This is a genomic window from Parahaliea maris (assembly GCF_008064665.1).
GTDB classification, from domain to species: Bacteria; Pseudomonadota; Gammaproteobacteria; order Pseudomonadales; family Halieaceae; genus Parahaliea; species Parahaliea maris.
Window position 1 is genome coordinate 556,057 of record NZ_VRZA01000003.1, and the last position, 19,111, is coordinate 575,167.

The following is a 19,111-nucleotide window of genomic DNA, read 5'->3' on the forward strand; positions in this document are numbered from 1 at the left end:
GGACATTGCCTGGGCGACCCTGTTATCAGGCAGCGCCATTCGAATGACCCCGAGAGAGGATTGCTTATGATGTCCGGCCAGACACCTACACGCTTTTCACTGTTCAGGCGAAACAATGGGTGGTTTGGCGTGCTGGTCTCTGCAGTGGGTCTATTGCTCTTTCTCGCATCATTCATGGCTGCGCTGCTTGTCGAGGGCAGTCAGGAAGGGGCGGTTGACACCCAGGCTACGGTCTCCAGATTGATGGAGCTTGAACACAGGACGGGCATCAAAAAAAGAGATAAGTCGTGGGCAGTGTACGTGAACTATACGGTTGAAGGGCAAAGTTATTCCGGCAGTGAGAGCGTGTCCCGTACTTTCTTCGATCAGTTGATGGAGGGGGATACCTTGCCCATTTCCTACCTGCCAGAGTCGCCTGAAACGATCTGGATCGAGCACTACTCGTCCAAGGAATGGTTCAGCTGGCTGCGATATGGTGGTTTGGCGATACTCGCTCTGGGTGCTTATCTTATTCGGGGTGTCTGGTCATATGCTGGTGGTGCGATCCGCATGCTCCAGTCTGGCGAGCGCGTCGCAGCCCGGGTCACCGGGGTCAAGGATGTTTCGGGATCGCGTGAGAAGGCCTATCGACTGCTATGGGAAGACGGAGAGGGTGCTACAGGGCAGACGCTCAACCTGTCCGAGGCCCGGAAAGCGCGATATCCAGTGGGTAGTGAGATCGAGATAATGCGCGACCCGGCGAAGAAAATGCGCCCGATCTGGGTGGGAGACGTGACCAGTTAAAAGCGCCAATCACTGTCGCACCGTACACGCTGCTGCTGGTATTGCATTAGCCGCGGAGGCAAGAGATTCTGTGGTGTGGGCGGGATTCAGCGCTTCTTCGGTCAATGCAGAATTGTTTGCGGTCGTCAGGAGGTGAAAGCTGTCACAATACCGCAGACAATATGTGCGATAACGTTTTTCCTGACTGACTTCTGAAAAGTGGTTGATGCTATGAGCAGTATTCATTTCGTGGGTGGAGAAAAAGGCGGTGTTGGCAAGTCCGTGTTCTCCAGACTTCTCTCCCAGTACTTCCTCGATACGGCGCAGACCTATCGGGGCCTCGACGCGGACCAGTCCCACAGCACCCTGGCCCGCTTCTACCCTGAATTTACCCGCTCCATCGTGCTGGACTCCTTTGAAAGCACTGACCAGATCATGGAGTCGGCGCTGGAGGACGAGTTGCAGATCGTGGTCGACCTGCCGGCGCAGAGCGAGCGCTTCCTCGAGCGCTGGCTCGAGGAGAGCGGTGTGCTGGAGTTGTGCGAGGAAACCGGTACCCGCTTCAGTTACTGGTATGTCGTGGACGACGGGGTGGACTCAGCGCGCCTGCTGCAGCGCTTCCTCGACCGCTACGCCGGACAGATGGACTGCGTGGTGGTGAAAAACCACGGCTGCGGGAAAAACTTTACGGCCGTGGATGCCCTTGTTCAGGGCGGTGAAACCCCGGCCAGCGAAGTCAGCCTGCCCGGCCTGCACCCGGAGACCATGCGCCGGATAGACGACCTGAGTTTCAGTTTCTGGGCGGCGCAGAACGTCAAGGATGACAATGCCGATCACCTGAGCCTGATGGAGCGCCAACGCGCTCGCATCTGGCTCAAGAAGGCCTACCAGGCGCTGGGGCAGGTGTTGCCGTCGCCCCAGTGATCGGTGCCCGAGGCCGGGCCGGCCCCGCTATCAGGGGTTGGCCAACTCGCAGTCGACGTAGGCCACCAGGCGCGTCGCGTTGGTGGCGCGTACCTGGCGCCTCGGCGTATCTGTGAAAGTGTGGAATATCTCGAAATTCTCGCTGACTGATGCGGTCGGTGGACTGGCCAGAAAACCGGCGTTATAGGCCTTGTCCGAGGCGTTGTCGCAGGAGACGCCGACAATGATATCCCTCGGTGTGGCAGCAGATTCCACGACGTTTTTCCGATAGATATTGGGATTTCCCGTTACCTCTATCGCTTCGCAGGTCAGGGAAAATTCCGATATGGCGACCACCGCTGATCCATCCGGACACTGCCCGGTCACCCTCGCATGGTCAATCGCTTCCAGCACCTCGAGCCGGGCGGCCAACGCCTCGTCTGCGGCTTGCAGCTCTGCCACCTGTTGCGCCAGTTCCAGCGCCAACGCAGCCAGGGCTTTGTTGCTGATGTTGAGCGCGCTGGCCAGGTCCTTGGTCTGGGTCTGTAGTATGACGAGAACGTCCTCGACACTCGAGATCGCGTATGCGTTCAATGTGATCATCTTGGCCAGGTAATCGATCGCTGTGCGTAATTCCTTGTCCCCTTCGTCGAGGCGTTCCCTGAGAGCGGCCATCTCCGATTCCAGTGCTGTCAGTTCCGCGGCAATCTCCTGAAAAGGTTTGCCCTTGGGCAAGGCCATAGCATTCACCGATATGGCCAGTGCAGATCCGATAATTATGCTTCTTAACATGATGGTTCCTCCTTGATGGAACACGTCCCGGTAATTTGCGTGAAAGCGATCCATCGCTAGCGATTACTTTGCATCCTGAGTGACCGCTAACGAGCGCTTTCATGTCCTAAGCGAGAGCCTTACGCCTTGTTGCCCAGAGAATCTGGATTTTTTTTGGGGTTTGCGTGTTCCGTACCCTCGCGTACTCGATCAGTGGGGGCTTGCCGCAAGGAGGCTTGTCAGCAGGGAGCTCGAAGTCGTGTTGGCTACAGGTAGGCGTATCGGAATGCCGCAAGAGCGGTGTTGTGCGGGAGGGTGCCTGCTGGTGATTCGGTCAATAAAAGCCCGATGGCATGTTACTGCGGGAAAATGGAACTGCGCTCAATAGTTGGGGACCGGTGTGAAGCGACCTTTGCGTTCCATCCAGTCAGGCAATTCCGGTTGGTAGGGTTCGTTGTAGTTGAACGCGTGTTGTTCGTCACTCCACAGATTGACGTGCTCTCCCCCGACAAAGCGAATCAGGGAGAGGCTTCCTCCCCGGGTACCAAACGGGCCGTGGGGTATATACTCCGGGCGCCAGAAGTAGGCCCCGGGGTACATCGTTCCCGACTGCCCGGTGAGATCACCGTGCAACTGGTAGGCCTCCTCCGGGGTGGGGTGGGACTCCTGGTGTCCGCGAAAATTGATGGGGTGGGATTGTGGCGAAGTCATGAACAGGAAGGTGCGCTGGCCCGTCACAGGGTCGATGCGCAGGTTTTTGCGCGCCAGGCCAAGGTGAGTCAGCTTGACGTCATGGACGCTGGTATCCCAGGACATACGGTAGGTGTCCAGGCATGGAATGGCCTCGAGACCGTGAGCGCGCTGGTCGGCTGCCTCGGAATCAGCCGCGTAGGGTGCAGGCTCGTGATCAAAAAATCGCAGCAGTACAGTCTCTTCCGGGACGTAGAGCTTGCTGCGCTCGAAACCCGCTGGGAAGAAGCCGTAGCAGCCGGGAGAGTAAACAAAGTGGTTCAGGTAGAAGCAGCCCTGTAGCACGTAGAACTCTTCATTACAGGCAAGGGTGTGGTGGTCGTCGCGCTGGTAGTCTTCAGGGCAGCGCTGGAGTTGGGTCCTGGCTCCGGATTCATGGTCGATACTGAGCAGCTTGCGTTGCAGGCCGTCAAAGGCGGGGTCGGATTCCCACGCCAGGTCCTGGGCCTGTACAAACTCGATGTGATCTCTGCTCATGTTAATTCCAATGTCGGTTCAGTAAACCGTCTGCCGTCGCTGTCACTTTGGTCCGATACTCGTGACCAGTATGGCAGCGGCAGGGGGGATGGACATTGAGCAATATCAAGTGAGGTGGCCGGGTGATCGGAGCTTCGCCAACCGGTGAGATTTTTTCTGCGGCCGCTGGTGGGCAGGTTCGGACTGCTATATATTTGGATAACCATATATATGAAATATCGCATGTAATTGATGTCCCCTCTGGCCTTCTACAAGTGCCTGTCTGATGACACGCGTCTGAAGTCCCTGCTCCTGTTGACGGATTGCCGGCCGCTTTGTGTCTGTGAACTGATGGTGGCGCTGGATCTCAGTCAGCCCAAGGTATCCCGCCACCTGGCGGAACTGCGCGATTGCGACCTGGTGGAAGGGGAACGCAGGGGGCGCTGGGTCTATTACCGCCTGCATCCTGAATTGCCGGACTGGTCCCGGCAGGTACTGGAGGGGACGGCGGCAGCGTGCACGGACTACCTGGTGGGAGCGCGCGAGCGACTGGCCCAAAGCGACAGCGTGCCGGCCTGCAATTAACCTCAGAGTACATTTATGAAAATACTGTTTGTCTGTACCCACAACCGCTGCCGCAGCATCCTCTCCGAGGCCATTGCGCAGCAGCGTGCGGGGGATGTCATCGAAGCGCGCAGTGCCGGTAGCCAGCCAGCGAGGGAGGTGCACCCGCTGACCCTGAAGTACCTGGCGGAGGCCGGTTATTCGACCGCAGGCCTGCAAAGCCAGTCCTGGGAGGATTTTGCCGGGTTCGCTCCCGATCTGGTAATCACGGTGTGCGACGCCGCCGCCGGGGAGGCCTGCCCCCTGTACCTGGGAGGCGCCCTCAAGATGCACTGGGGGCTGAGTGACCCGTCGAAAATTGAAGGCGATACCGCGGCCCAGGCGGCGGCCTTTAACCACTGTATTGAACAGGTCGAAGGCCGCGTGGCGATACTGGCCCGGCTTGCCCGCGACGGCGTCGGGGGCGCAGCACTGCGAGAGGCCCTCGAACAGGAAGGAGCAACAGGATGAGTGTCGCTGATGTAACCCTGCCCAATGTGGATTCGGGGCAATTCCACAAGCCCGCTACAGCGGATTTCGTGGCTGTCGACGATACCGACCCGCCACGGATTCTGCTGCTCTACGGGTCGCTGAGGGAGGTCTCCTACAGTCGCAAGGTGGTCGAGGAGGCCGCCCGCCTGCTGGTCGCCATGGGTGCCGAAGCGCGCATATTTGACCCCCGGGGCTTGCCGCAGCCGGATAGCGGCGACGATCAGCACCCCAAGGTGCAGAAGCTGCGCGAATTGATGATGTGGTCTGAAGGGCAGGTCTGGTGTTCTCCCGAACGACACGGGGCCATGACCGGAATACTCAAGAGCCAGATCGACTGGGTGCCCCTGAATATCGGTGGCGTGCGGCCAACCCAGGGCAAAACACTGGCAGTGATGCAGGTCAGCGGTGGTTCCCAGTCCTTCAATGCCGTGAACCAGATGCGCGTGCTCGGGCGCTGGATGCGCATGTTTACCATTCCCAACCAGTCATCGGTGGCCAAGGCGTTCCTGGAGTTCGCCGACGACGGTCGGATGAAGCCCTCGCCCTACTACAACCGTATCGTCGATGTGGTGGAGGAACTGGTGAAGTTCACTCTGCTGGTCAGGGGTAACAGGGACTATCTGGTTGACCGCTACTCGGAGCGGGTGGAAAGTGCCGAGCAACTGAGTCAGCGCGTCAACCAGCGCTCGATCTGAACGCCAACCGGAGCAGAACATGGGAATTTTCGAACGTTATCTCAGTGTCTGGGTGGGGCTGGCAATAATCGCCGGTATTGCGGCGGGTTCGCTGGTGCCGGGTGTGTTCGCAATGGTTGCCGCCTGGGAGTTTGCCCACGTCAACCTCGCGGTGGCCCTGCTGATCTGGCTGATGATTTACCCGATGATGGTGCAGGTGGATTTCAGTTCCATACGCGATGTGGGACGCAACCCGCGTGGACTGGTTCTGACCCTGGTAATCAACTGGCTCATCAAGCCCTTCACCATGGCTCTGCTGGGCTGGCTGTTCTTTCGCGTCATCTTCGCCGACATGGTCGACCCGCAAACGGCCAGTGAATATATCGCCGGGATGATCCTGCTGGGGGTGGCGCCCTGTACCGCCATGGTGTTTGTGTGGAGCCAGCTCACCCGGGGTGATGCCAACTACACCCTGGTGCAGGTGTCGATCAACGACGTGATCATGATCTTCGCCTTCGCTCCCATCGCGGGCCTGCTGCTGGGTATCAGCGACATCCATGTGCCCTGGGATACCCTGCTGCTGTCGGTCCTGCTCTATGTCCTGGTACCCCTGTTGGCCGGTGCATGGACCCGGCACAAGCTGGATCGGGCCGATGACCACAGTCGCCTGAACGCCTTCCTGGCGCGGATGAAGCCCTGGTCGATTCTCGGACTGCTGGCCACGGTGGTGCTGCTGTTCGGTTTTCAGGCCCAGACTATCCTCGCCAATCCCATGGCCATTGTGTTGATTGCCATTCCCCTGTTGATACAGACCTATGGCATCTTCGCCATCGCCTACACCATGGCATTGCGGATGAAGCTGCCGCACGCAGTCGCGGCACCTGCCTGCATGATTGGTACCTCGAACTTTTTCGAACTGGCGGTGGCCGTGGCCATCTCCCTGTTCGGCCTGCACTCGGGTGCGGCCCTGGCCACGGTGGTCGGCGTCCTGGTCGAAGTGCCGGTGATGCTGTCGCTGGTGGCCTTTGCCAATCGGACCCGGGGGTGGTTCAGTCCAGTTGCAACAGACGAGTCAGTCCCGCCAGTAGCAGAAGGTTGACGCCGGTCCGGGTGGAGTACATGCGCGACCTCCTCTACACTGCGTGCCATAACAACAGTAAGAGGACGCGGTATGAGCACGGCCTGGGATACCCTGATCACCGGAGCACTGGTTTTTGACGGCAGTGGCAGCGAGCCGCGGCAGGAAGACATCGCGATTGCCGGTGGCAAGGTTGCAGCCCGCGGGATCAACCTGCCACAGGGGCAGGCGGCGCAGGTGATCGACGCCAGCGGCCAATGGCTGATGCCCGGCCTGCTGGACATCCACACCCATCTCGACCTCGAGGTTGACCTCGAACCGGGGCTGCCCGAGGTGGTCCGCCACGGCACCACCACCGTCCTGTTCGGTAACTGCAGCCTGGGTAATTGCTTCGGCAAGCAACTGGAAGGGGAGCAGAACCCGATAGTCGACTGCTTTACCCGGGTGGAAAACATTCCCAAGAAAGTCCTCGCCAAGAGCGTCGATGCAGTCACCTGGGACAATACCGGCGACTACATGGATCACTTCGAGGACATTCCGCTGGGGCCGAACGTGGCTGCCTTTGTGCCCCACTCGATGTTGCGGGTCGAGGTGATGGGCCTGGAGGCCAGCGTCAGCCGGGAACCCACCGAGGGTGAACTGCAACAGATGGAGCAGCTGCTCGAGCGAGCGCTGCAACAGGGCTACCTGGGCCTGTCCACCGACGGTCTGCCGTTCCACTACCTGGCCAACGCGCCCAACACGGACAAGCGCATACCCACCCAGTTTGCCTCCTTTCGCGAGATGAAGCGCCTGCTGGCGGTGGTGCGCCAGTACGACCGGGTATGGCAGACCACGCCCATTATCGAAAACCGGCTCAAGGCGTTCGGGTATTTCGCCCTCACCAGCGGCCGCCTGTTCGGCAAGACGCTCAAGACCTCCGCCCTGTCCGTCATGGAGTTTGTGCTGGCACCCAAGGCGTCGAACGCCTTTCTCGGCTTCGCCCGGCTGATGAACAGCCGCCTGTTCAAGGGCAATATTCACTTTCAGGCCCTGGGTACCAACTTCCGGGTGTGGTCCGACGGCATCGTCAGCCCTCTCTATGAAGAGCTCGAATCCACCTGCCAGTTGATTGCAAAGGAATACGACGATGTGGAGGGCCGGCGCGCCCTGCTTAACGATCCGGCCTGGGTGGCGCAGTTCCGGCACGACTGGCACCACGGTCGCCGCGGTCGCAACTTTGCCCACCTGAAAGCGAAAGCGGGCATGCCCGACAATCTGGTGATACGGGACCTCGAGCGGATGGTCTTTGACGGCGCGCCGGTACCCGAGTGGGAAGGGGAAACACTGCAGGCGGTGTTCGAGCGCCTGTGTCGTTTTCAGCAAGGGGCCACAGGCGAAGCGCGCTCGGATGCCGAGCGTGATGTATTTGCCGGTTTCAGCGAGCCGGTGGCCGATGATGCCGATTTCATGCTCGGACTGCTGCGCCAGTACGATCGCCATTTCCGCTACTGGATCGATGTCAGCAATGCCGGCAATCGCGCCACGCTGGATTTCCTCCTGCATCCCCAGGCCTTGCCCGGTTTCAATGATTCCGGCGCCCACATCACCAATATGGCGTTCTACGACTCCAACCTGATGTCACTGAAGCTCGCCCAGCGCAAGGGTCTGGATACCGTGAGTGCGATCGTACGCCGGCTTACGCGGGAGCCCGCGGCCTTCTTCGGTCTCGACGTCGGTACGATCGAGCCGGGCGCCCAGGCCGACATCACCCTGATCGATCCGGAACAGTTGGCGGTCTGGGATACCAACGACACCCGTGAGCTGGTGTACCGTGACATCTTCGAGCACGAACAGATGGTCAATCGCCCCGAGGGGGTGGTCCCCTGCGTGCTGATTCGCGGTGAGGTGGTGTGGCGGGACGGGACGCTGGGTGAGGACCTCGGCAGGCAGACCCTGGGCCGCGCTCTGCGGGCGGCTTAAGAATTAGTCGGGGTCCCCATTATTGACCCCATTATTCACTCCTCCGGCTGCTCCAGCTCCTGTAGCAGGTAGCCCAGTTCCTCCGCCCGCTCGTTGAATAACTGCTGGGCGTCAAATAGCCCTCGGTTGTAACAGTAGGGGCCGATCTCGCGGACGAAGAAATCGATCAGGAATTCCGCCTCGAAACTGCCGATGTCCTGCTGCAGTTCGCTGTCAAAATAGGCTTTGACCTTGCTGACCATTCGCTCTTTCTGGACTGTGCTGAATTCAATGTCGCGCATGGGGCTGAATGTCTCTACCGGTTGATGGCTGATGCGTTGTCGGGGTTGGCGCGCTCAAAACAGAGCGAGACCACGGTGCCGCCACCTTCTCGCGGACGGATGTCGATATACCCTTCATGGGCCTCCATGATTTCCCGGGCCAGGGCGAGCCCAAGTCCGGAGCCACTGCGCTTGGTGGAATAGAAGGGCAGCAGAGCCCGCTCCATGGAGTCGGCTGCCATGCCCTGGCCGCGGTCGCGTACTTCCAGGACATCTCCGGCCGGGTCGGACAGCCAGTGTACGCTGATATCGCCGGACTCTGAACCCGCCTCCAGGGCGTTCTTCACCAGGTTGATGAGCACCTGCTCCAGTTGCGCCGGGTCGAACCAGCCGTGCTGGCCGGCTGCCGGCATGTCCAGTTGGCAATCGAGGGCGCCGCACAGCGGTGTCAGGAAACTCCGCAGGTCCACGGCTTCCGGCTGTGGCGGTGGCAGTTTGGCGAAGCGGGCGTAGCCGGCGATGAAGTCGTTGAGGTGTCGCGCCCGACTCTCGATGGTGTCGAAAACCCGGTCGAGGCTGGGCACGCCGTGCTGGTTGGCGAGGGTGCGGCCGGAGTGTGCCAGGGAGCTGATCGGTGCCAGCGAGTTGTTGATTTCGTGACTCATCAGGCGGATCACCTTCTTCCACACCGCTGCCTCGCGCCGGTTCAGCTCACGGGTCATGGGCCGCACCAGAATCAGGTAGTGCGCCTGGCCATTGAGCTCGAAGCGGGTGCGGGAGACGTGGAAGGTATCGAGGTCCGGCTCCTGCCCGAGGGTACACATGCTCTCACCGTCTTTTTCCAGGGCAGACTGCAGGCTGGGTGGCAGGGCGCTGGAGGCCTCTGCAAGGGTATGGCCCTCCAGTTGGCCCTGACGGCCAAACCACTGTCGCGCCTTGACGTTCGCCAACACGATATGGCCGTCACTGTCGCACAGCATCACCGCCATCGGGCTTGACTGGATCACGGTCTGCAGCAGCAGCTCGCGCTGGACGAGGCTGTGTCGCTCCCGCCGCAACAGGGTGCCCACGGCGTTCAGTTCCCGGGTGAGGTGGTCGAGCTCGGGAGAATCGGGGGCGCTGATGGACAGGGCAAAGTCACTGTCGCGCCAGCCGGCGATCATGCTCGACAGGGCCCGCAGTTGTTGGCGGTAGGGCGTGGCCTCCAGCCTGCGTGCCAGCAGGGCGAACGGTAGCAGCGTCACGGCCGTGGCGAGCCACAGCGGCAGCCCGGTGAGCCACAGGCCGAGCAGGGCGTGCACGGCGAGGGCGCCCGCCAGCAAGCCCAGCCAGAGCAACAGGCGTTTCACGGTGGAGCGCCGAAGTCAATGCAGGCCATAGCGCTCCATACGCCGGTACAGTGCCTGACGTGACAGCCCGAGTTGCTGGGCTGCCTGGGCGACCACGCCGCCGGTGGTCAACAGGGCCTGCTCGATCTCCTCCCGCGTGGGCTCGGCGCGGGTGCTGGCCAGGGTGACGTCGGTCCGGTGTGCGGCAGGGGGTGCCGAGAGGCCGAGATCCCTCGCGTCTACCACCGGTCCCTCGCACAGCAACTTGGCGCGGGTGACTGCATTGCGTAGCTCTCGCACATTGCCTGGCCAGTTGTGCTCGCGCAGGGCGGTTACGGCCGCGGGACTGAAGCGTTTGTCCGCGCCGAGAAAGGCATTGGCCAGGGGCAGGATATCGTCGGGCCGGGCCGCCAGGGGTGGCAGGGCCAGTTCGATCACGTTCAGGCGGTAGTAAATGTCTTCGCGAAAATCCCCGCTGGCAATCATCGAGGGCAGGTCGGCATTGGTGGCAGACACGACGCGCACGGTGACCTGCCGGGTGCGGTTGGAGCCCAGGCGCTCGAACTGACCGGTTTCCAGTACCCGCAGCAATTTCATCTGGCCTTCCAGCGACAGGTTGCCGATTTCGTCCAGGAACAGTGTACCGCCGTCAGCCGCCTCGAACCGGCCCACACGGGCCCGGGTAGCCCCGGTGTAGGCGCCCGCTTCCGCACCAAACAGTTCGGCTTCCATCAGGTCTTTCGGCAGCGCCCCGCAGTTGACCGAGACAAAGGGGCCTGCGGCGACCCGCGAGTTGGCGTGTACCAGTTGGGCGATACGCTCCTTGCCGGCGCCATTGGGGCCGGTGATCAGTACCGGCACGTCAGAGCGGGCCACCTGGCAGGCCAGCCGCACCAGGTTCTCGCTGGCGCTGTCGGCGAACACGAGATCGCCGAGGTCGAACTCGTCAGCCAGCGCCTGCCGCGCCGAACGCTGGCGGTCGGAGAGTGCGCGCAGCTGGTGACGGGCATCGCCGAGTTCCAGCAGGTTACGCACGCTGGTGACCAGCTTGCGGTCGTCCCAGGGCTTGCCCAGGTAGTCGGCGGCGCCGGCGCGAACCAGCTCCACAGCCGATTCGAGATGGGTCCACGCGGTCAGCAGGATGACCGGCGTGTCCGGTTGGCGTGAGCGGAGGTCGTGGAACAGCCGCACGCCCTCCTCGCCGGAAGTGGTGTCGTCGTGGAAATTCATATCCTGCACTACCAGGTCGACATCGCGCTCCTCCAGCAGTGCCAGTCCCGCTTCGGGACTGGCGGCGCTCACGGTAGTCCAGCCCTCGAGCTCGAACAGCAGCTCCAGGGCCTGGCAGACCGCTGCGTTATCGTCGATGACCAGGATGGATTTCGCCATGGCCCGTTACACGCTGCGGGTGGCGATGGCCGGGGCGATCCCCGCGGCACGCAGGGCGGGCAGGCAGGTAGCGAACAGGCCCAGGGCGTTCAGCAACGCAGCACCGTAGGCCAGGTAATACCAGGGCAGCCTGTGTACCGAGAATTCACTGGCCAGCCAGTTGGACAGGGCCATGGCCAGCACGGCGCCCAGCAACACGCCGACGCTGGTGATCAGGGCGTTCTCGATCAGGAAGTATCTCAGAATGTTGCCTCGCGTGGCGCCCAGGGCGCGTCGTGTGCCGATTTGCTTGGTGCGCTGTGTCACCCAGAAACTTACCAGCCCGACGATACCCAGTACGTTCACCAGCAGCAATAGCACGACCACGGCAATCAGCATCACAGCCATGGATTTGTCGCCGCGCAGGAAGCGCTCGCGAACTTCCGGGAAGGTCCTGGGCTCGCCGACGACCCGGCGCAGATTTTGAGCGGCCAGCTGCTCCCGCACGTTCCCCGCCAGTTTGTCCAGCTGGCCGGCCTCGCTGCGGATGGCGTAACGCGCGGATTTATCAAATGTCGGGATGTGGGGGACGAAGGTAACGTGGTCGAAGATTTTCACGGAAAAGCCGCGCCAGGGCGCCTTGATGCCGTCGACGATTCCTATGATTTCACTGGCTGCACGATCGTTCTCGTCACCGTTCCAGATCAGTCGTCCGAGGGCGTCCTCGGGTCGCTCCAGGTCAGGAAACAGGTCGAGCACCGCCGCTGCGCTGGCTATGACTACGGGGGGACGCAGGTTGTCGTCCATGCTGAAGGGAGTGACCTCCCCGGCGCGGAAGGGGCGTCCGGCGATCAGGTCGAGGCCCAGTGTCTCTACCAGGGTCTCGTCGGCGAAATAGATCGCCGTCGCGATGTCATGACTGTCCGGGTCTTCTGCGGCTTCCACCTGGGTGGACCAGCCACTCCCGGTCATGGGCAGGGTGTTCACCGCCATGGCATTCACCACCCCAGGCAGTGAGCGCAGGTAGTCGAGATCGGTGCGGGCAATATCCAGTGGTTTGTCGTCGACGCTGAACGCAGTACTACTGATCATCAGGACATTGTTTTCATCGATGCCGGCACTGGCCCGCATGTTGTCCAGGCGAGTACCAATGATGTGCAGCGCATTGACCACAATCGCCAGGGTCAGGGCCACCTGCAGGCCGATCAGCACCAGGCCGACCGGATTGCGAAGAATGGTGGAGAATATGGGGCGAATTTCCATGGTGGCTTCCTACTGGGTTTTCAGTTGCGCGGCGGGAGCGATGCGACACGCGCGCCAGGTGGGGTAAATGCCGGCCAGCAGTGCAGCGCAGACTGACACGGTCAGGGCGAACAGGCCGAGGGACGGATCGAGGTGGGTTACCGCGGCGATATGCGGTGCCAGGCCCCGCACCACCGCCAGTCCCAGCGCGGCGAACACCAGGCCCACCAGCGCTCCGGCGATGCCCAGAACGGCCGACTCGGTCAGGTACTGTTGGAATATCTGCCGGCGGCTGGCTCCAAGAGCGCGGCGCACACTGACTTCCCCGGCGCGACGCAGGAACCGGGCCAGCATGAGTCCCACCGTGTTGAGGAGGCAGACCAGCAGGAAGGCAAAGGACAGGCCCACCTGGATCCGGGTGTCCTCGTCCACTACGCCCTGGTTATCGAGCCAGTCCATGACGTCGTCGAGTCGGTTGTTCAGGGGGCGTGGAAAGCGACCGTGGCGTTTCTGCTCCATCACGTAGTTGTCGATGAAGGTCTGGTAATCCCGGCGCTCGGCTTCGGAGTCCAGCTGCACCCACAGGGCCACCCACACGCACTCGGAGTCGAGGTAGCCCTGGTAGCTATCCTCCGGTGGGTCGATGTAACAGCTGTTGTTGCCGTTGGGTCGCTTCTTCAGCGTGTCGTTGAGGGTGAAGGGCAGGTAGAAGTCATCGCCGTCACCGAAAGGATCGGTATTGATCAGGTCGTAGTAGCGCGGCAGCGGGTCGAAGGTGTCCAGTACACCGACCACGGTGTATTCACCGTCGTCCATCCGGAGCTGCCGCCCAACGCTGTTTTCTCCGCCAAAGACTCGCTCGTTCATTGCCCGCGACAGTACCACTACGGTACTGCGCGCGCCGTCTTCCGCCCGCGTCCAGGGCATGCCATAGAGAAAGGGTGGCTCGAACATGGCGAAAAAGTCGCTGTAGGTCATGCGGCCGTGGGACAGCAGCGGCTTGATATCGGGGTTGCCCGGTTGCACCGCCATGCCGACGCGAAACATGGCCGTCTGGTAGCGGGCCTTGCCGGCCTCCGCCAGGTAGCGGGCATCGCGGTAGGTCATCTGGGTCGGCGGCTCGTTGGGCTCGGAATACGCGTCCTCCGGATCCCAGTTGTCCAGCCGCACCGAGAACAGCTGATGGCTCTTGTGGGGTATGGGGTCTCCCGACATGGCGTGGAAGATGGCGTAGGAGGTCATGAAGGCGCCGATGCCGAGGGCGATCGCGAGCACCATCAGGCCGCTCAGCCAGGGGCTGTTCTTCAGGTTCCTGGCGGCCAGCCAGAAGTAGTAGCGGGTCATGCGGCACTCTCCCGGGGAGCTGACACGCCGAGAGCGCTGTCGGCAAAGCTGCTCTGCAGGTCAGTCACCTGGCCGTCGATGATGTGCACGTTGCGCCGGGCGCGCGCCGCCAGCTCGGGGTCGTGGGTGACCATGATAATGGTGGTGCCGGCGGCGTTGATGCCCTCCAGGATTTCCATCACCGCCCGGGCCATGGCGCTGTCCAGGTTACCGGTGGGCTCGTCTGCCAGCAGGATGCGGGGTTCGCCGGCGAGGGCCCGGGCGATGGCGACCCGCTGCTGCTGACCGCCGGACAGCTCCGCCGGGTAGTGGCGAGCCCGGGAACCCAGGCCCACCTGCTCCAGGGCCCGCTCGATTCGCAACTTGCGCTCCTTCGCCCCAAAGCCGCGGTAGCGCAGGGGCACATCCACGTTGTCGAACAGGTTGAGGTCGGGAATCAGGTTGAAACCCTGAAAAATGAAGCCGAGTTTTTCATTGCGCATGGCAGAGCGCTCCCGGTCCGACAGGCCGGATACCTCGACCCCGTCGAGCTGGTAGCGGCCGCCGCTGTGTTCTTCCAGTAGCCCGGCAATGTTCATGAAGGTGGTCTTGCCGGAGCCAGAGGGACCGGTAACAGCGACAAATTCCCCTTCCTCGACGTGGATACTGAACTCGCGCAGGGCGTGGGTTTCCACCAGGTGGGTGCGGTATACCTTGCTCAGGTCTTGCATGCTCAGCATGGGCTGGTCCTTTGAGTCTGTGGGGTTTGAATGCATGGGTGTTGGTAAAGTCTCGGTACTGTGTCAGTCCAGGCGTACCCGCTCGGCATTGCGGAAGGGCTCGAGGCTGGAAATCACCACCTGGTCACCCGGGTTCAGGCCGGACACTATTTCGACATCACTGCTGTTGGTAAGGCCGGTTTCGATACTGCTGCGCTCGGCGTAACCATCGCGGACCACGTAGGCGATGCGCCCGCCACCGTCCTGGACGAAGGGGCCGCGGGTCAGCACCAGGGTGTCGCGGTGCTCATCCAGCAGCAGCCGGGTCTGCAATCGCTGGTTCTGGCGCAACCCTTCCGGGAGGTCGCCTTCGAAACGAATGCGTGCGGCCACCTGTCCCTGGACGATTTCCGGAGAAATACTGGTGACGGTGCCCGGGTACTCGGCGGGCCCCACCTTCACCTGGGCGGACAGGCCAAGGCCGAGGGTGTCGGCATAGATTTCCGGCACCTGTGCTTCTACTTCCAGCTGGCTGAGATCCACCACACTGAGCAGGGCGCTGTTGTCCGCCACCGAGGTCTTGTCGGCCACCAACAGGCTGGCGACCATCCCGGCAATGGGCGCGCGGATTTTCAGCCCGGACACCAGGCGCTCCAGTTCTTCCACCAGCAGGGCCTGTTGCCGTAATTCCAGTTCCCGGGTGCGCTGTTCGAATTCCCTGGATGCGCGGTTGAGTTTGGCCTCTTCCACCGCGTGGTCGTGCGCGATTCGCGCGCTGCTGAGCTCGTCCTCTGCGCGACGCAGGTCGACTTCGTTGATAGCGCCCCGGTCCCAGGCCAGCTTGTTGCGCTGGTGTTCGCGCTCCGCTGCTGCCAGCGCGACCGCCGCCTGCTGCAGATCCTTGCGCGCTACCAGGTCGTTCTTCTGGTTCTGGATAGCCTGGCGTTTGACGTCGATGTCCAGGCGCTGCAGCTTGGCCTGTTCCTGGGCCAGCTGGCTGGTGAGCTGGGGACTGTCGATGTTGGCCAGCACAGCGCCCTGGTCCACGTGGTCACCGGGGCGTACGTGAAAAGTCACCGTGCCGGCGTTGGGTGCGTAGAGGGTCGGGCTGACACCGGCCACCACCCGGGAGGACACCGAGACGTCCCGCAGCAGGTCCCCCGCCCGGACTTCGGCAATGCGCAGGCGTTCATTCTTTACCACGACCTCACCACTGAGCCAGCGCGCCGCGACCGTGATCGCGGTGCCCGCTCCCACCAGCAGTACCAGGCTGATGCTCGCTGCCCGCAGCCAGGGAAAGGCCGGCCGGGTGATGCGTGTGTCCTGTGCGGTGGTGTCTTTGATCATGGTGACCTCTACTGTGTGTCACCGGGTATAGCAGGAGCCGTGCCAGCGTCTTGCTGCGCGCTGATGAGTTCCTGGTTTTTATTTATAAAATCAATAAAAACAGGGGGTTAGGTTGCTGTGGGCTTTGTGTGTTAGGGGCTGCCCGGAGGTGGCTCCGGCGGACACAGGCCGCGGCGGACACTTTATCCGGTGGTGAGCGGACAGTGAGCGGACACTTCGGACAGCCCTCACGCCCTCAGGTAGCTGAGCATGAGTTGCACCAGTTCCCGGCGATAGGCCGGATCATCCAGCAACGCGGGCTGTTCCCGCATCGCCTGGGACAGGTTGCCGCGCAGGGTCTGGCGCAACAGCAGCGCGCGATAGGCGGGGTCGCCCGCCACTCCCTTGTCCCGCAGCCACCATTCCAGCCATTCCTCGAAGGAGGGGTTGTCCAGCGACTGGGTGAGTTCGTCCACCCGTTGGTGGATGTCAAAGCTGTGCTGGTATTCGCGGAAGAAGGCTGGGTCGAGCTGTTGCAAGGCCAGTAACTGGTCACACTCCATGTCGATGATGGCGGCGAGGGTGTCTGCCACCGAGTGGTCGGCCATGGCCTGCAGTGTCTGGAAGCGCTCGGCTGCCTGGGTCAGCAATTCCGCCATGCGCGCTTCGTAGACGTCGGAGAGGATGGCCTCCTTGTTGGGAAAGTACTGGTACAGGGAGGCGATATTCACCCCGGCTACCTCGGCGATACGCGCCGTGGTGAGGCGGTCGGCGCCCTCGGTATCGAGGATTTTCAGGCAGGCTTCCTGGATGGCGCGCATGGTGTGCAGCGAGCGGCTCTGGCGGGGGCGCTTGCGGGCGCGGGGTGGTTGTTTCTCGCTCATGGCAGTCTGTCGCGGCGATGTTGTTATTAAAAATGTAAGTGAAGGCCAGTGTGCCCGTTGCGTGTCTCTAAAACCAGTGCATTTTCAGTGGCTTGCGTGCGTTGTCCCGATGCTGGAATGCCAGTTGTTCACGCTTTCCCCGAGCCCTAGTCTGCCGGTACTCCAAAGGTGAACGAAGGATGGGTCGTCGTGTATTTTGATCTGCAGTATTACGGGCGGGTTCTCCGCCATGTCTGGTCCCTCAAGGACTGGTCGGGACGGCCGCGGATGCTGTTGCGCCTGCTGGTGCTGGTACCGCTGGCGACCCTGTTCCATTCACTCTGCTTCCTGCTGGATTACCTCCTGTTCCCCCGCCTGTGGCGCCAACAGGTCGAGCGGCCCGTGTTCATTGTGGGGCACGCCCGCTCCGGCACGACCCTGGCCCACCGCCTGTTAGCGGGAGACGGCGATACGTTCAGTTACTTCCTGTACTGGGAGCTGTTCTTTCCCTCGCTGTTGCAGAAGAAGCTCATTCGCGCCCTGGGGCGCGTGGACGCCTGGCTGGGCGGGCCCTGCCTGCGCCGCCTCAAGGCCTGGGACGAGCGCACCTTTGGCAAGTACCGCCACATTCACGATATGAGCCTGTGGAACGCCGAGGAAGACCAGTTTGTCATGCGCGCCGCTTTCGTCACCCAGCAGTGGGCACTGGACGTACCGCTGATGCACAGGATTGACCAGTTCCATGTCGACCAGATGCCGGCCCGCAAGCGGCGTCGCTGGCTGCACCACTACCGTGAGTGCGTAAAACGCCAGTTGCTGCTGAACGGCGGCAACCGTATTCACCTCAGCAAGAACCCGGTGATGTGCGGCTGGGTGGGGGCGCTAATCGAAGCCTTCCCCGACGCCCGCATCGCGGTGCTGGTACGCAACCCCCACCAATGCATTCCCAGCACGCTCAAGCTGCTGGAGGTGTCCTGGCGCGGCAAGGGTTGGACGCCGGAACAGTACGCGGACTCCCTGAGGGTCATGACCGAAATTTCCTTTGATTCCTTCCGCAATCCGCGGGCGGTGCTGGCGGCGCATCCGGATACCCCGCACCTGTTTGTCGATTACCGTGAACTCACCTCCCGGCCCCGGGCGACGGTACAGGCCATCTACCGCGCCCTGGAACTACCCTATAGCGATAGCTTCGATGCCTGGTTGCTGGCCCAGGAAGACAGGGAGCGCGCCCACAGCACACGCTTTGAATACAGTATCGATGACTACGAACTTTCACCGTCGCGTATCGAGTCGGAGCTGGGCGAGGAGTTCGAACGCTATGGCTGGCCGCGGCATGCGATGAAAGAACAGGCAGAACAACAACAAGGAGCCACAGCATGAATCGATTACAGGGAAAAACCGCACTGATTACCGGCGCCAGTCGCGGCATTGGTCTGGCGATCGCCCGCCGCTTTGCCGCAGAGGGAGCGAGCGTAGCACTCTGTGCCTCCCGCCTGGGAAGCCACGGTAGCCTGCCGGGCACGCTCGAGGAGGCGGTGGCCGCGATAACCGCTGCCGGTGGCAGGGCCGTTCCCCTGGTCTGCGACCTGAGCGATATCGCCGCCCGGGCAGAACTGGTCGCCCGGGCCGAGGAGGCGCTGGGGCCGCTGGATATCCTCGTGAACAATGCCGCGGCGGGGAAGATGGCACTGCCCAGCGCGGTGACGCTGGAGCAGCGCAACATGATGTACGACCTCAACCTCAACGCGCCGATTGACCTCGCCCAGCAAGTCCTGCCCGGCATGCGCGAGCGCGGCCACGGCTGGATTCTGAACATCAGCTCCGCGACCTGCGAGCAGCCCAAGGTGCCCTATCGAGACTCTGCCATCGCCGCCCAGGTGATCGCCGCCTACGGGGCGACCAAGGCAGCACTCAATCGTTACTCGGAAGGCCTGGCCCACGAGGTTGCAGCCGACGGTGTCTGCGTCAATTCACTGGCTCCGGAAAGCATTGTGTTGACCCCCGGGGCAGAACAGGTGCGGGATATCGCCCGCCGCCACCCCGACTGGGCCGAGCCCGTGGAGACCATGGCGGAGGCAGCATTGGCACTGTGCAGTGAACGCCACATTGGTCAGGTGGCGTACAGCCGCCAGCTGTTGCATGCCCTGGGCCGCAAGGTCTACGGCCTGGATGGTGTGACCGAGCTGGGAGACGCCTTCCTGCCCGCGGATATCGACAGCGACTGGCAATAG

At 62.2% G+C, this 19,111-nt stretch carries 19 protein-coding genes; 9 read left to right on the plus strand and 10 right to left on the minus strand.

The window, feature by feature from the left end; translation table 11 throughout:
* The first annotated feature begins 66 nt into the window (after positions 1-66).
* Both FV139_RS10855 and FV139_RS10860 read left to right on the plus strand, forming a co-directional pair.
* Positions 67-783 (plus strand): DUF3592 domain-containing protein, encoded by a 717-nt coding sequence (locus FV139_RS10855; protein WP_148068441.1) that lies wholly within the window; start codon positions 67-69, stop codon positions 781-783.
* A 210-nt stretch (positions 784-993) separates the two neighbouring features.
* Positions 994-1,686 (plus strand): P-loop NTPase family protein, encoded by a 693-nt coding sequence (locus FV139_RS10860; protein WP_148068442.1) that lies wholly within the window; start codon positions 994-996, stop codon positions 1,684-1,686.
* Positions 1,687-1,716: 30 nt separating this feature from the next.
* On the opposite strand, the gene FV139_RS10865 is transcribed toward FV139_RS10860, so the two are convergent.
* Positions 1,717-2,457 carry a hypothetical protein gene (locus FV139_RS10865; protein ID WP_148068443.1) on the minus strand — a complete coding sequence of 247 codons (741 nt, stop codon included), beginning with the start codon at positions 2,455-2,457 and terminating at the stop codon, positions 1,717-1,719.
* 360 nt (positions 2,458-2,817) lie between these two features.
* Positions 2,818-3,663 (minus strand): cupin domain-containing protein, encoded by an 846-nt coding sequence (locus FV139_RS10870; protein WP_148068444.1) that lies wholly within the window; start codon positions 3,661-3,663, stop codon positions 2,818-2,820.
* A 231-nt stretch (positions 3,664-3,894) separates the two neighbouring features.
* Here FV139_RS10870 and FV139_RS10875 point away from each other — a divergent pair, with 231 nt between their 5' ends.
* The 5 genes from FV139_RS10875 (at position 3,895) to FV139_RS10895 (ending at position 8,451) form a co-directional block, all read left to right on the plus strand.
* On the plus strand, positions 3,895-4,227 hold the full coding sequence (locus FV139_RS10875; protein WP_148068445.1) for an ArsR/SmtB family transcription factor: 333 nt from the start codon (positions 3,895-3,897) through the stop codon (positions 4,225-4,227).
* 15 nt (positions 4,228-4,242) lie between these two features.
* Complete coding sequence (locus FV139_RS10880) at positions 4,243-4,716, plus strand: arsenate reductase ArsC (protein WP_148068446.1); 474 nt, start codon at positions 4,243-4,245, stop codon at positions 4,714-4,716.
* On the plus strand, positions 4,713-5,432 hold the full coding sequence (gene arsH / locus FV139_RS10885) for an arsenical resistance protein ArsH (RefSeq protein WP_148068447.1): 720 nt from the start codon (positions 4,713-4,715) through the stop codon (positions 5,430-5,432). The genes FV139_RS10880 and arsH overlap by 4 nt, the downstream gene beginning before the upstream one ends.
* Before the next feature lie 19 nt (positions 5,433-5,451).
* On the plus strand, positions 5,452-6,510 hold the full coding sequence (gene arsB, locus FV139_RS10890; RefSeq protein ID WP_148068448.1) for an ACR3 family arsenite efflux transporter: 1,059 nt from the start codon (positions 5,452-5,454) through the stop codon (positions 6,508-6,510).
* A 72-nt stretch (positions 6,511-6,582) separates the two neighbouring features.
* On the plus strand, positions 6,583-8,451 hold the full coding sequence (locus FV139_RS10895) for an N-acyl-D-amino-acid deacylase family protein (protein ID WP_148068449.1): 1,869 nt from the start codon (positions 6,583-6,585) through the stop codon (positions 8,449-8,451).
* Between the two features lie 35 nt (positions 8,452-8,486).
* Here the strand turns inward: FV139_RS10895 and FV139_RS10900 are convergent, their stop codons facing one another.
* The 8 genes from FV139_RS10900 to FV139_RS10935 form a co-directional block, all read right to left on the minus strand.
* Positions 8,487-8,732 carry a DUF2164 domain-containing protein gene (locus tag FV139_RS10900; RefSeq protein ID WP_148068450.1) on the minus strand — a complete coding sequence of 82 codons (246 nt, stop codon included), beginning with the start codon at positions 8,730-8,732 and terminating at the stop codon, positions 8,487-8,489.
* 14 nt (positions 8,733-8,746) lie between these two features.
* Positions 8,747-10,060, minus strand: coding sequence for a sensor histidine kinase (locus FV139_RS10905; protein WP_148068451.1), 1,314 nt, complete (start codon positions 10,058-10,060; stop codon positions 8,747-8,749).
* Between the two features lie 15 nt (positions 10,061-10,075).
* Complete coding sequence (locus FV139_RS10910) at positions 10,076-11,428, minus strand: sigma-54-dependent transcriptional regulator (protein WP_148068452.1); 1,353 nt, start codon at positions 11,426-11,428, stop codon at positions 10,076-10,078.
* A gap of 6 nt (positions 11,429-11,434) precedes the next feature.
* Entirely contained in the window at positions 11,435-12,670 is a 1,236-nt protein-coding gene (locus FV139_RS10915) for an FtsX-like permease family protein (protein WP_148068453.1), read from the minus strand.
* Positions 12,671-12,679: 9 nt separating this feature from the next.
* On the minus strand, positions 12,680-13,993 hold the full coding sequence (locus tag FV139_RS10920; RefSeq protein WP_148068454.1) for an ABC transporter permease: 1,314 nt from the start codon (positions 13,991-13,993) through the stop codon (positions 12,680-12,682).
* Positions 13,990-14,712: an ABC transporter ATP-binding protein gene (locus FV139_RS10925; RefSeq protein ID WP_148068455.1), complete on the minus strand. Its 723-nt coding sequence runs from the start codon at positions 14,710-14,712 to the stop codon at positions 13,990-13,992. Before FV139_RS10925 ends, FV139_RS10920 begins: the two co-directional genes overlap by 4 nt.
* Before the next feature lie 63 nt (positions 14,713-14,775).
* Positions 14,776-16,038, minus strand: a complete 1,263-nt coding sequence (locus FV139_RS10930) for an efflux RND transporter periplasmic adaptor subunit (RefSeq protein ID WP_148068456.1) — start codon at positions 16,036-16,038, stop codon at positions 14,776-14,778.
* Between the two features lie 227 nt (positions 16,039-16,265).
* A complete protein-coding gene (locus tag FV139_RS10935; protein ID WP_148068457.1) occupies positions 16,266-16,901 on the minus strand; it encodes a TetR/AcrR family transcriptional regulator in 636 nt (211 codons plus the stop codon).
* Between the two features lie 168 nt (positions 16,902-17,069).
* On the opposite strand from FV139_RS10935, the gene FV139_RS10940 reads away from it, so the two are divergent.
* Both FV139_RS10940 and FV139_RS10945 read left to right on the plus strand, forming a co-directional pair.
* Positions 17,070-18,260 (plus strand): sulfotransferase family protein, encoded by a 1,191-nt coding sequence (locus FV139_RS10940; protein WP_235898622.1) that lies wholly within the window; start codon positions 17,070-17,072, stop codon positions 18,258-18,260.
* Complete coding sequence (locus tag FV139_RS10945; RefSeq protein ID WP_148068458.1) at positions 18,257-19,111, plus strand: SDR family NAD(P)-dependent oxidoreductase; 855 nt, start codon at positions 18,257-18,259, stop codon at positions 19,109-19,111. Before FV139_RS10940 ends, FV139_RS10945 begins: the two co-directional genes overlap by 4 nt.

Coding starts and splice junctions, on each gene's coding strand:
- FV139_RS10855 (WP_148068441.1), top strand. CDS start 67: ATGATGTCCGGCCAGACACCTACACGCTTTTCACTGTTCAGGCGAAAC.
- FV139_RS10860 (WP_148068442.1), top strand. CDS start 994: ATGAGCAGTATTCATTTCGTGGGTGGAGAAAAAGGCGGTGTTGGCAAG.
- FV139_RS10865 (WP_148068443.1), bottom strand. CDS start 2,457: ATGTTAAGAAGCATAATTATCGGATCTGCACTGGCCATATCGGTGAAT.
- FV139_RS10870 (WP_148068444.1), bottom strand. CDS start 3,663: ATGAGCAGAGATCACATCGAGTTTGTACAGGCCCAGGACCTGGCGTGG.
- FV139_RS10875 (WP_148068445.1), top strand. CDS start 3,895: ATGTCCCCTCTGGCCTTCTACAAGTGCCTGTCTGATGACACGCGTCTG.
- FV139_RS10880 (WP_148068446.1), top strand. CDS start 4,243: ATGAAAATACTGTTTGTCTGTACCCACAACCGCTGCCGCAGCATCCTC.
- arsH (WP_148068447.1), top strand. CDS start 4,713: ATGAGTGTCGCTGATGTAACCCTGCCCAATGTGGATTCGGGGCAATTC.
- arsB (WP_148068448.1), top strand. CDS start 5,452: ATGGGAATTTTCGAACGTTATCTCAGTGTCTGGGTGGGGCTGGCAATA.
- FV139_RS10895 (WP_148068449.1), top strand. CDS start 6,583: ATGAGCACGGCCTGGGATACCCTGATCACCGGAGCACTGGTTTTTGAC.
- FV139_RS10900 (WP_148068450.1), bottom strand. CDS start 8,732: ATGCGCGACATTGAATTCAGCACAGTCCAGAAAGAGCGAATGGTCAGC.
- FV139_RS10910 (WP_148068452.1), bottom strand. CDS start 11,428: ATGGCGAAATCCATCCTGGTCATCGACGATAACGCAGCGGTCTGCCAG.
- FV139_RS10915 (WP_148068453.1), bottom strand. CDS start 12,670: ATGGAAATTCGCCCCATATTCTCCACCATTCTTCGCAATCCGGTCGGC.
- FV139_RS10920 (WP_148068454.1), bottom strand. CDS start 13,993: ATGACCCGCTACTACTTCTGGCTGGCCGCCAGGAACCTGAAGAACAGC.
- FV139_RS10925 (WP_148068455.1), bottom strand. CDS start 14,712: ATGCTGAGCATGCAAGACCTGAGCAAGGTATACCGCACCCACCTGGTG.
- FV139_RS10930 (WP_148068456.1), bottom strand. CDS start 16,038: ATGATCAAAGACACCACCGCACAGGACACACGCATCACCCGGCCGGCC.
- FV139_RS10935 (WP_148068457.1), bottom strand. CDS start 16,901: ATGAGCGAGAAACAACCACCCCGCGCCCGCAAGCGCCCCCGCCAGAGC.
- FV139_RS10945 (WP_148068458.1), top strand. CDS start 18,257: ATGAATCGATTACAGGGAAAAACCGCACTGATTACCGGCGCCAGTCGC.